Source organism: Rhodococcus sp. (in: high G+C Gram-positive bacteria) (assembly GCF_049286785.1).
Classification (GTDB): Bacteria; Actinomycetota; Actinomycetes; order Mycobacteriales; family Mycobacteriaceae; genus Rhodococcus_F.
In genome coordinates this window covers 1-11,423 of the sequence record NZ_JBAQEO010000878.1, presented here as the reverse complement: position 1 = coordinate 11,423, position 11,423 = coordinate 1, and the positions used below count along the sequence as shown (strand labels likewise).

At 66.2% G+C, this 11,423-nt stretch carries 12 protein-coding genes; 6 read left to right on the top strand and 6 right to left on the bottom strand.

Annotation, left to right across the window (positions count from 1 at the left end):
* Positions 1–122 (top strand): DUF3054 family protein (locus WAW17_RS31340; RefSeq protein ID WP_422336729.1); only part of this gene is annotated, 122 nt, incomplete at its 5' end.
* A gap of 11 nt (positions 123–133) precedes the next feature.
* Here the strand turns inward: WAW17_RS31340 and WAW17_RS31335 are convergent.
* Both WAW17_RS31335 and WAW17_RS31330 read right to left on the bottom strand, forming a co-directional pair.
* Positions 134–871, bottom strand: coding sequence for a sulfite exporter TauE/SafE family protein (locus WAW17_RS31335; RefSeq protein WP_422336727.1), 738 nt, complete (start codon positions 869–871; stop codon positions 134–136).
* A gap of 34 nt (positions 872–905) precedes the next feature.
* Positions 906–1,487, bottom strand: coding sequence for a CGNR zinc finger domain-containing protein (locus WAW17_RS31330; protein ID WP_422336726.1), 582 nt, complete (start codon positions 1,485–1,487; stop codon positions 906–908).
* Between the two features lie 93 nt (positions 1,488–1,580).
* On the opposite strand from WAW17_RS31330, the gene WAW17_RS31325 reads away from it, so the two are divergent.
* Both WAW17_RS31325 and WAW17_RS31320 read left to right on the top strand, forming a co-directional pair.
* The gene (locus WAW17_RS31325; RefSeq protein WP_422336725.1) at positions 1,581–2,027 is read left to right on the top strand and encodes a VOC family protein; all 447 of its coding nucleotides are present in this window, start codon (positions 1,581–1,583) and stop codon (positions 2,025–2,027) included.
* The gene (locus WAW17_RS31320) at positions 2,027–2,908 is read left to right on the top strand and encodes a pyridoxamine 5'-phosphate oxidase family protein (protein ID WP_422336724.1); all 882 of its coding nucleotides are present in this window, start codon (positions 2,027–2,029) and stop codon (positions 2,906–2,908) included. Before WAW17_RS31325 ends, WAW17_RS31320 begins: the two co-directional genes overlap by 1 nt.
* 3 nt (positions 2,909–2,911) lie before the next feature.
* Here the strand turns inward: WAW17_RS31320 and WAW17_RS31315 are convergent, their stop codons facing one another.
* Positions 2,912–4,594, bottom strand: coding sequence for an NTF2-like N-terminal transpeptidase domain-containing protein (locus tag WAW17_RS31315; RefSeq protein WP_422336723.1), 1,683 nt, complete (start codon positions 4,592–4,594; stop codon positions 2,912–2,914).
* A 97-nt stretch (positions 4,595–4,691) separates the two neighbouring features.
* Entirely contained in the window at positions 4,692–6,500 is a 1,809-nt protein-coding gene (locus tag WAW17_RS31310; RefSeq protein WP_422336728.1) for a penicillin-binding transpeptidase domain-containing protein, read from the bottom strand.
* A gap of 90 nt (positions 6,501–6,590) precedes the next feature.
* On the opposite strand from WAW17_RS31310, the gene WAW17_RS31305 reads away from it, so the two are divergent.
* Together WAW17_RS31305 and WAW17_RS31300 are read left to right on the top strand one after the other, a co-directional pair.
* Positions 6,591–7,160, top strand: coding sequence for a hypothetical protein (locus WAW17_RS31305; RefSeq protein WP_422336722.1), 570 nt, complete (start codon positions 6,591–6,593; stop codon positions 7,158–7,160).
* Between the two features lie 138 nt (positions 7,161–7,298).
* Entirely contained in the window at positions 7,299–8,912 is a 1,614-nt protein-coding gene (locus WAW17_RS31300; protein ID WP_422336721.1) for an ABC-F family ATP-binding cassette domain-containing protein, read from the top strand.
* On the opposite strand, the gene WAW17_RS31295 is transcribed toward WAW17_RS31300, so the two are convergent.
* Complete coding sequence (locus tag WAW17_RS31295) at positions 8,857–9,333, bottom strand: nucleoside deaminase (protein ID WP_422336720.1); 477 nt, start codon at positions 9,331–9,333, stop codon at positions 8,857–8,859. The two genes, WAW17_RS31300 and WAW17_RS31295, sit on opposite strands and share 56 nt — an antisense overlap.
* A 41-nt stretch (positions 9,334–9,374) precedes the next feature.
* On the opposite strand from WAW17_RS31295, the gene WAW17_RS31290 reads away from it, so the two are divergent.
* Positions 9,375–10,181: an alpha/beta fold hydrolase gene (locus WAW17_RS31290; protein ID WP_422336719.1), complete on the top strand. Its 807-nt coding sequence runs from the start codon at positions 9,375–9,377 to the stop codon at positions 10,179–10,181.
* 11 nt (positions 10,182–10,192) lie between these two features.
* On the opposite strand, the gene WAW17_RS31285 is transcribed toward WAW17_RS31290, so the two are convergent.
* Positions 10,193–11,423, bottom strand: a 1,231-nt coding sequence (locus WAW17_RS31285) for an MCE family protein (protein ID WP_422336718.1), incomplete at its 5' end; no start/stop codon positions are given.

Here is an 11,423-nt window from a genome sequence, read left to right as displayed (position 1 = left end):
TGGTGCTGCGTGTCGTCAGTGGTCAGGGCACCGCGTTCAGTTTCATCCTGGTAGCCGGAACCGTGCTGGCCCTCTTCCTCATCGGGTGGCGGGCGATCGGCCGAGCACGCGTCAAGGCCTGAGACCGTCCGTCTCAGCGCATCCACAACCAGGCGGCCAGGCCCAGTCCTGCCACCCCGATCACAATTCGGAGAATCGACGGCGGAATCCGTCTGACCACAGGCGGACCGCACCACCCGCCCGCGAGCGCGCCGACCGCCATCGCGGCCGCGGCGCCCCAGTGGACGGGACCGAAGAACGCGAAACCGACGGCCGCGATCAGGTTGGCGATACCGAGGAAGAAGCTCTTCATGATCGTCGCCCGCCAGATCGATTCCGACGTCAGGATCAGGGCGGCCGCCAGGAAGATCACACCCGCTCCCGCACCGAAGTAGCCGCCGTAGACCGCAATGGCGAACAGCGACATGGAGTAGACACCCGGCAGATCACGATCCCCCGCGAGCGCGCGGATCCGCGGCTGCAGAAGCAGCGCGACCGCGGCGAATGCCACCATGAACGGCACCACAGCCTCGAACGAGCCCTCCGGTGCCAGCATCAGGATCGCGGCGCCCACCAGCCCACCGGCAGCCGAGTACAGCGCCCACCGCCACAATTTCGGACCTGTGTCCGCCACTTCGCGCGCGGAGTTCGACAGCGCACCCACCCCCACCGCGACCATGGCGACTGTATTGGTGACATTGGCGGACACCGGTGCGAGCCCGACCGCCAGCAATGCCGGATACGACACGATCGAGGCGAGTCCGGTGACGAATCCGACCAGTCCCGCGAAGAACCCGGCTACGACGAGGAGACCGAGATCAAGCAGGGGCACAGGGAAGAAACTTACCCGTCCTCACATTCCCCGCTCATGCGCCGGCTTCGGGCGACTGGTCGGACTGACGCGTCCTCGCGTAGTGGCGGGCGGCGCGGCCCCGGTTTCCGCAGCCGTGCGAGCACCATTCCCGGCGCGGTCTGTCCTTGATGAAGTAGAGCACGCAGCCCGGGCCCCCGCATGCCCTCAGTTTGTGGCGCAATGGGCCACCGAACAGGTCGACGGCGTCCGCGGCAATCGCGGCGAGCGCCGCGGCGACCGGTGTGCCGCTCGTGCACGAGACGGAGTGGAACTCGGGCTCCGTACGCAGTTCACGCCACCGCGGAGGGCTTTCCGCGTACCGGTTGAGGGTAGCGACGGCCTCCTGGTCGGGGACTTCTCCATGGACCGTTGCCGAGGCGATCGCCCTTGTCGCATCGCGAAGCTCCCGTGCGGCGGCGAGGTCACTATCGGTCACGTCATCGGTTTCGAACTTCACGTCGCGCAACCACGTGGCCAGCTGCTCGGGTGTGCATAGACCCTCCTGCGGACGGCCGCGCACGGCGTAGGTCGTGTTGATCAGCTCGATGGGGAGTGGTTCGCCGAGCAGCGGTGCTCCTCCTGGATGCTCGTCCATATTTCTAATGGTAATCAACGCTTGACAACGTTAGGTCATTCACCATAGTTTCTAATGCATAGACCACTCACAACCATTAGAACTGGAGACACGATGGCTACCCTGCAGACGGGTCACATTGGACTCAACGTGACCGACCTGGCTCGCTCGACGGCGTTCTACCGGAAGATATTCGGGTTCGACATACTCGGGGAGCAGACCGAGGGCGATCGCCGATTCGCCTTCCTGGGACTCGACACCACCTTGATGGTGACGCTGTGGCAGCAAAGTTCCGGCACATTCGATACCGATTCCCCGGGTCTCCATCACCTGGCATTTCAGGTGCCCGACATCGACGCGGTGCACCGGGCCGAGGCGACGGTCCGCGAGCTCGGCGCGACGCTGTTTCATGACGGCGTCGTCCCGCACGGCGAAGGCACGTCGTCCGGCGGTATCTTCTTCAGCGACCCGGACGGACTGCGCCTGGAGATCTACGCACCAGCAGGCGCCGATGTCGCACCCGCCCCCACATCCGGTGCGCCGACCTGCGGATTCTTCTGATGGACCACCACGGTGAACTCGCCGTTCAAGCGAGGACCGGTGTGCGGGTCACGCCGTGGGGTTCCGCGCGCGTCTCCTCCTCCATCCCGCCTGTCGCCGCCCGATTCCTGTCCGAGCAACCGATGATCGTGATCGGTGCCGCCGCAAACGACGGTTCGATATGGGCCGGACTGCTCGTCGGACCGCCGGGATTCGTCGCGGCGACCGACGACCGAACGGTGGTCGTCGATACACTTCCGGGCCCCCTCGACCCGCTCGCGGGGCTCTTCGATTCCCCACGGGAGATCGGAATCCTCGCGATCGACCCAAAGACCCGGCGGCGAATGCGCATCAACGGCGGGGCGCTGAATACCGGCGACAAATTGGTAGTTCGCACGGAGCAGGTATACGCGAACTGCCCCAAGTACATCCAGGTCCGGGAACCGTCTCCTGCGAAGCCCGGCTCGGTGCAGATCCATCGCGGTGAGCTACTTACCACCGAGCAGCAGAAGCGGATCGCGACGGCGGACACCTTCTTCGTGGCCACGCACGCCGAGGGCTTGGGCGCAGACGTGTCACATCGGGGCGGGAACCCGGGATTCGTCTCCGTATCGACCGAGCGGCGCCTGTCGTGGCCGGACTACGCCGGCAACCAGATGTACATGACCCTCGGCAACCTCGAGCTCGACGCACGCTGCGGACTGTTGTTCCTCGACTGGGAGCGCGGCGGCGCGCTGCATCTCACCGGACGGGCCCACGTCGACTGGGACCCCGGACGGGCGGCGGCGGTACCGGGCGCGAAGCAGATGATCGACTTCGACGTGGAGCACGTTGTCCAGATCGAGGGGGCCTATCCGCTGCGGTGGTCGTTCGGAGACTATTCGCGGTTCAACCCCCGGTGAAGATCAGTTCGCCGGCTTCGCCATCTCACGGAACAGCATGTCGGTCATCTTGACGGCCCGGTCGCCTCCGTCGGCGTCGGCGACGAAGACGGCGAACGCCAGGTCACCCCTCGAACCGTAGAACCACCGATCGTCCCCGCTGGCACCGTTCATGCCGATCAGGTCGGGGTATCCGTTGAGAAAGGAACCGGCGCCGCGCACGACGTTGTCCCGCATGATGCCCCTGAGCTGTTCATTGATCCCGGCCGGCAACGGTTCCGCCGCCACGTCGGTGGTACCCGGCTGACCGTGGACGATCATCGGAGCGGGTGCATTGCCCCGCGCAATGGACGCCGCCAGCATCGCCATCCCGAACGGGGTGACCGCCGGTCGGGCGTCGCTGTTGTCCCGGTTCATCACCTGGTTCATGCGTGATTTGTCGGCGGTGAACACGGCCGTCTCGTGGTCGAACCCGGGAACGTTATAGTTCATCCCGAGTCCGAGTTGGTTGCCGGCCTTCTCGATGTCCTCGATCGAGAGCGAGTTCGGGTCGACACCCTTCTGCAGTGCGGCGGCCCGCTTCACGAGGTCGAGATTCGATCCGGCAGGGTAGAGGCCGTCGAAGGTGATCGATCCCTGTTCCATGGCCTGGTTGTTCTCGGCTGCGGCGAGCACGGCTCCCGTCGACGGTTGTATAGCCACGATGGTCGCGGGCGTGCCGACGCTCACCACAGCTTCCTCGGCCGCGAGTTGCAGCCGGGAATCGATGGTCGCGGGGATGTCCGGGCCGGGTGGACCCTGGAATCCTGCCTGGGGAATGAGTGTTCCGTCCGGGTCGACGAGGTGCACCGCCCAGCCGGCGGTGGCGTCGCGGTTGGCCTGCCATACCTTCCGAAGCGGGTCCAGTAGGGGCGTCGTGATCCGGCGGTCCGAGGTGATGAGCTTGGGGGTTTTGATGACGACGACGCCGGGGATGGCCAGATCCTCCTCGAGGAACTGGTAGTCCTGGTCGCGCAGCAGCACGGCGGTCACCTGCTCGCCGGGCTTCTTCGCCATGTCCGCCATCATCGAGTCGGCGGTGACGAGCGGGGCCACCGGCTCGAGAGCCTCCGCCAACCGCCGTGTGGTGGCGACGGGATCGGGCATGGTGGCGGGATCGAGGGTGACCGCGTTGATGGTCTGCTCGTTCATGAGCAGGTTCCCGGTGGCATCGAAGACGCGCGGCGGGGCGGCATCCGTCCGGTCGTACCGGACGACACGCCCGTTCCCCAGATCGGGGGCGAGGATCGACGGGTCCCAGGAGATGCGCCAGCCCACGGAAAGATTCCGCACGCCACCCTGAATCTGGTAGTTCCAGTCCTTGCCCTCACCGAAATGCCAGCCGGCGGCCATCGTGAAGAATCCGGAGCCGGGTCCGAGATCCATGAACTGGGTGAGATCGAACTTCGCGTCCTTGGTCTTCAGCCCGTCGAACATCTGCTGAATCGCCGATTCCGCGGCGTTGGGGTAGGACGTCTGCTCGGCGGCCGCCGCGGCATCCCCGTCGTTGAGCGCACTGACGAATTTGTTGACCACCGACTGCGCATCGGGTTCTTCCCGAGTCAAGACACATGACGCCAGAACCACCGCCAAAATGGCAGCCGACGCCAGGGCGATCACGTACTTTCCACGACGGTCCAGCGATCGTCCATTCCCCATGTCTCTCATCTTGCATCCCGCCACATCTGTATCAAGCATTTGTTGCCTACGAAGGAGTTACGGTTGGGCCACAACTTATCTCTGCCGGGCAACCCGTGACCGGGATTCAGCGGAGAAAACGTCCCGCCGCCTGCACCGCAGGCGCCGAACTGTCAGCTGTCGCAACGAAGACGGCAAACGCGAGGTCGTCCTTGATTCCGACGAACCAACCGTGAGCCGGACCACTTCCGGACTCCGCGGTACCCGTTTTGCCCAGCAGCCCGGGGATGTCCTGAAGCGCGGTGGCCGTGCCGCCCGTCACCGTCTCCCGCATCATCGTTCGCAGGTCCGCGGTGACGTTCGCGGGCACTGCGGGCGGCGTCTGGTCGGCGACACCGGGCTGACCCTGGACGAGCATCGGGGAAGGAGTCGAACCCTGTGCGATCGACGCGGCCACCAATGCCATCCCGAATGGGGTGGCCGTCACCTGCCCCTGCCCGATCGCTGACTCCACGCGTGCTGCCGGTGTGTCGGCGGGTGGCACGTTTCCGGTCACCGTGGTCAGACCGGGGGTCACGTAGTCGACACCGAGTCCGAACTGCAGGGCCGCATTCCGCAGGGCGTCGGCGGGCAGGGCGACCGCCAGCCTGCCCATGGTCGTGTTGCACGACCGTGCGAAGGCCGTGTGCAGCGGAACCGCACCCAAATCGAATTCGTCGTCGTTGGGTATCTGCCTGCCCTCGATGTTCTCGGTGCCGGGGCACGGCAGGACGGTGTCGGGGGTGACGGCGCCCGCCTGCAGCGCGGCCGAGGTGGTCACCGTCTTGAACGTCGATCCCGGCGGGTACAGGCCGGTCAGGGCAATCGGTCCGAGAGCATCGGCGGGAGCGTTCTGGGCCACTGCGACGACCGCGCCGGTGGACGGCCGGATCGCCACGATCGCCGCCTGCTGGGGCACGTCGGCGAGCGCCCGCTCCGCGGCCATCTGCGTCGGCAGGTCCAAGGTGGTGGCGATATCGGGGGCGACGGGACCGTCTTTTCCCGCGATGGTCTTCGCGGAACCGTCCTGGGCAACCAACTGCACAGCCCAGCCGGCCGACGCGTCCTGTCCCTGCTGCCACAGCTCGCCGAGTCCGGACAGCGTGGGCGAGGTGAGCGCCTTGTCGACCGTCAGCAACCTGGTTTGCGGTGCGAGGGTGACGCCGGGGAGCTGAGCGAGTTGCGGTTCGATGGGCGCCAGATCCTCGGCGCGCAGCGTGATCGCGGTGACGGGCTTGCCCTGGCCCGCTGCCAGATCCTGCTGCAGTGACGCCGCGGTGATGGTGGGCGCGACAGGGGCGAGCAGCCCGGCCACCGCCGCCGTATCCGCTCCGGGCGCGACGTTGACGAGGGTCACCACCTGTTCCTCGAGGATCGGCACCCCCGATGCCGACAACACCTGAGGCGGGGCGCCCATCGTCGGCGTGTAGCGGACGGTGGCGGCGGGCGTGAGCCCGGGCGCGAGTACAGCGGGATCCCAATCGACCTTCCAGTCGTCACCGACCTTGGATGCACTGCCCGTGGTGCTGTACTTCCACTCCTGCCCCGGCGCGAACGGCCACGAGACGTCCATTGTGAATGTTCCCGACCCGTCGCCGGTCTCCTGGACCTCGGCGCGAGTGAACGTTCCGTTCTTGTTGCCGAGTCCCTCGTACATCGCGGTGATCGCGGCGGACGCTGCGGCAGGATCCGTCGTGAGATCTGCGGCGGTCTGCACGTCGTCGCTGTTCAACGCGTCGGCGAATTGCTGAGAGACGGTGTCGGGCTGGTCGGGTCCGAAGAGACCGCAGGCCGACAGGACCATTGTGAGAACTGCGGCGGCGGCCGAGAACCGAACGGCAGCCATGGGACGGGGGGGACTGTGACGGACGGTTGAGGAGCGCACGCACACGATGATGCCTTAGTGGGTGGCGGCACCGGGTCAACGGTGTAATCATGTAATCAGTGCACTGCCTGGTGCACGGGCTCTCCTGAGGAGGAAGAAGCCATGAGAGACACACAAGGCCCAGGCTCCCGCCGCTACGGCAGATCCGGCGGATGGCAGCAGGCCGAAGTTCCCGACGCGAGCGATGCGGCCGACTGGCTCGGGGGTCGCCTTCCCGACGAATGGTTCACCGGTCCCCCCACCGTCGAGGTGGATCGCGAGGAGATCGTGGTGGTGGGCGAGTTGCCGCCGGTCGAATCCACATCCGAGTCGGCCTCGGAGGCCGCCGTCGAAGGTCGCATCTCGCGGTTCCGCGAATCGACCCGCGCCGATCGGATGCGCATCGCCGCCGAGGCGGAGGCCCGGTACGGTCGCAAGGTGGCCTGGGGAGTCACCCTCGACGGCCGACGGGCATTGTTCACTCATCTCGCCGTTCCGGTGATGACCCGACTCCGCCAACCCGAACGCAAGGTTCTCGACACGCTGGTCGACGCCGGTGTAGCACGGTCTCGTTCGGACGCCCTGATGTGGACGGTGCGGCTCGCCGGCAAGCACAGCGAGCAGTGGCTGGCCGAGCTTCGCGAAGCGATGGCAAAAGTTGACGAACTGCGAGCGGAAGGTCCCCAGATTTAATTCGATTGCACGGCAATCGACAGCGTCGTACCGTGGACGTCACCGATGCGCACCCGGCGCGTCAACACAAAGGGAACGGGCCATTGCTCCTGCAGAGGTAGTTACGCGAGTCGTCATCCGCATACCTCTGGAGTGCCCATGTCCCAATCCTGTCTGTCCCTTTCCGACCTCACCTTCAGCTGGCCCGACGGCGAACCGGTGTTCGACGGTCTCGATGCCGTGTTCACCGCCGGCCGCACGGGAGTGGTGGGCCTCAACGGGTCGGGCAAGTCCACACTTCTGCGGCTGATCGCCGGACGAGTGTTCCCCGACCGCGGCTCGATCACAGCCCATGGTGACGTGGCGTACCTGCGCCAGGACATCACCCTCGATCGCGCGTTGCGGATCGATCGAATCCTCGGGATCGGCCACGTACGGGAGTCGTTGCGTCGCATCGAAACCGGCGCCGGAACACCCGGCGACTTCGACGCGGTGCAGGGCCGTTGGGACATCGAGGACCGTGCCGTGTCCACCTTGCACAGGCTCGGTCTCGGCAAGGTTGTGGCGAACACGTCCGATCTCGACCGCGCCGTGGGCACGCTGTCAGGAGGAGAGACGGTGCTGCTCGGCCTCACGGCGCAGCTGTTGACGGATCCGGATGTCCTGCTTCTCGACGAGCCCACCAACAATCTCGATGGTGAATCGCGTCGGCGGCTCTATGCTGTGGTGCAACAGTTTTCGGGGACGCTGCTGGTGGCGAGTCACGACCGCGAACTGCTCGATCTGATGGATTCCATCGCGGAGTTGCGCGGTGGCGCCATTCGGCTGTTCGGCGGCAACTTCACGGCCTACCAGCACATCGTCGCTGCCGAGCAGGAGGCGGCACGGGCCGCGGTGCGCGATGCACGGAGCGATATGCAGAAGCAGAAGAGGGAGTTGGTCGAGGCCCGTATCAAGCTGGACCGGCGGGCGCGCTACGGCCAGAAGATGTACGAGAACAAGCGTGAGCCGAAGATTGTGATGGGACTCCGCAAGCGGCAGGCGCAGGAGTCGGCCGGCAAGCTCAGGAACAACCACATCGCGAAGGTCGACGAGGCCCGGGAGACGCTCACCGAGGCCGAGAGCGCGTTGCGGGAGGACCGTGAGGTTCGGATCGAACTCCCCGCAACCGAGGTTCATTCGGGGCAGGAGGTGGTTGCACTCGAGGAGGTGCGGCTCGCGACTGGACAGCTGGTGTCCCTACATCTCGTAGGGCCCGAACGTATCGCTCTCGTCGGGCGGAACGGTATCGGCAAGACGACTCTGCTCGAGACCGTCGCGGCGGCCGGGCCGCGAGTGCCGTTCAAGGTTCTGCCGCAGCGACTCGACGTGTTCGACGAGTCGCTGACAGTGGCGGAGAACGTGGCAGCGGCCGCACCGCACGCGTCGAGGGAACAGATTCGCGCGCAGCTGGCTCGATTCCTCTTCCGCGGTAACGATGCCGACCTGCCCGCGTCGGCGTTGTCCGGTGGCGAGCGGTTACGGGCAGCGCTTGCGACTATCCTCCTGGCCGAGCCGGCGCCACGTCTTCTCCTGCTCGACGAGCCGACGAACAACCTGGACCTGCCCAGTCTCGAACACCTCACCCAGGCCCTGCGCAGCTACCGCGGCGCACTCGTCGTGGTGAGCCACGACGAGCAGTTCCTCCGTGACCTCGGCGTCACCCGCACGCTCGAACTCACCGAGGCGGAGCTCCTATGTCCTCGTTCCACAGAGCCGGATGAGCAGCAATGAACTCGGTCATCAGTTCGATGCAGTGCTGGTTGCGGAGAACGGTCACGTCCACCCCGTTCTCACGCAGCCATTCGTGACCGCCGGTGAACGTGACGCTCTCTCCCACAATCACCGCGCCGATGTTGAACTGACGAATCAATCCGCTGCAGTACCAGCACGGCGAGAGCGTGGTCACCATGATGGTCGAGCGGTAGTCCCGTTGCCGTCCGGCCGCACGGAATGCGTCGGTCTCGGCATGGATCGACGGGTCGTCCTCCTGGACACGACGGTTTCGGCCGCGCCCCAGCAGAGTTCCGTCGTTACGGAACAATGCCGCGCCGATGGGGATACCTCCCTCCCGGGCCCCCTGCTCCGCTTCGGCGATCGCGGTCGCCAGTAATTGCTCGGGGTCGAGAGGAACGGGGGGTTGCGCGTTCGGCATGTGTCCACTGTCCGCGAGGTCGGCCCTGCCCGCAACGGAAGGTGTTGCACACTGGGCGGGTGCAGTACGCAATCAATCCCGTCGACGGTGTCCGGGTCGCATATCGGACGATCGGCGACGGTCCACCCCTGGTCCTCCTCCACGGCACAGCGCTCTCCAGTGCGATCTGGCGTGGATTCGGCTACGTCGGGGCGCTCCGGGACCGGTACCGGTTGATCCTGGTCGATCTGCGGGGTCACGGGCGTAGCGACACACCTCACGACGAAGACTCGTACAGCATGGAACTGGTGAGCGGTGACGTCCTGGCGGTCCTCGATCATCTGGACGTTCCGACCGCGCACGTGCTGGGCTATTCGCTCGGCGCGCGGGTTGCGCTGGCGCTGGCTGCCGGTGCCCCGGAACGGCTGAGCAGTCTGATCATCGGCGGCGGGAGCAGCCGTCCGCAGGCCGGAGCCTTCGATCGCCTCTTCTTCCCCGGCTGCGCCGATGTCCTGGCACGGGACGGCATGGACGCCTTCCTCGAACAGTGGGGTGCTCGCCGTTCGTGGCCGATCGACCCGGGCACCCGCGCCGCCTTCGAGGCCGACGACGCGGAGGCCCTCGCCGCCTACATGCGCCGCTCGGCGGTGGAACCCGGTGTGGACGACGACGTTCTCCGCCGGATCTCCGTACCCACCCTGCTGTTCGTGGGCTCGGAGGACACCGCCCGGGTCGACGACACCGAACACATGGCCGAGTTGATTCCCGGAGCCTCCCTCGCCGTCATTCCCGGCTTCGACCACTCGACCACCGTCGCTGCGAGCGCCGAGGTTCTCGCGGAGGTGGAGCCGTTCCTCGACAGTGTGTAGCTGCCGGAATTTCAGTTCGGCACATATCCTTCGGGCTCGCGGCACAGATCGACGGTCGGCGCGCGCTTGCCGGGGAACTCGATGCAGGGCAGGTTCCGTGCACCGCGGACCGCGTTGGGGTCATTCTGAGGCAGCTTGCAGTAGAGGTCCCGCGGTGTCTCCGGGACGTCGAGTTCGGTGGGTGAGCGTCGTTGGTCCGCGGGCAGGAATCCGGTGGTGCAAGGCGGCGGGTCGTTGAGTTCGGTGTTGAAATACGTGTTCTGCATCGGGTTGTCCTGGTTGGGAATTGCCGCGGACTGAGTCACCCGCATGAGCTGCGGATACAGCACCAGGATCTGCTCGATGGATCGGTTGTACGTGGCAGCCAGCTTCTCGAGGCCGACCGTATTCGGCAGCAGGCCCGGAAGTACGGGCGCGAGATCCGCGAACATCGCAGATACTTCCCCGGCACTCGGCTCCCCCCGCCGCAGGATCGAACGCAACTGTGCGTCACTGTCTCGAACCTGCGTGGTCATCGTCGCGAGATCGGTGCTCCACGAGCGGATCGCGTCATCACTCGCGGCCTGTGCGGCAAGGAAGCTGACCGCCTGGTCGACCAGCACGACGGTGGGATCGAGGGCGTCACGCGCGTCGCGCAGCAATACCTCGGTGCTGTCGAGGAGCCTGCGCAGATCGGGTCCGGAACCGCCGACCGCCGTGTACGACTCGTCGAGGACGGTATCGAGGGCACCGCGCGGAATGCTGCCCAGGGTGGCGTTCACCTGGTCGAGGACCGGCCCTACTTCTTCGGGAATTCTCACCCGATCGAGCGAAATGCCCGAACCTGCGGTGAGCATCTCTCCACCGCTCTGCCGGGGCGTCAACTCGACGTACTTCTCGCCGATTGCGGACTGGCTACGGACCTCCGCATCGAGATCGGCAGGCACGTCGATGCCGCGGTCGAGACGGAGTGTGGCGCGCGCCCCGGTTGCGGTCATCCGCACCTCGCTCACCCTGCCGATGGTGGTACCGCGGTACGAGACATTGGCGTTCTCGTACAGGCCACCGGAATCGGCCAGTTCCATCGACACCGGGTAGGTACCGACACCGAGCATCTGTGGAATGCGGGCATATCCGAAACCCGTCACCACCAGTCCGACGCAGGCCAGAACGACGAACACCGCCAACTGAACTCGCACCCGCCGCGTGAGCGTCATCGGGGACCTCTCTGCGGCAGGGGAATCTGCAGTGGATGGCCGGCCG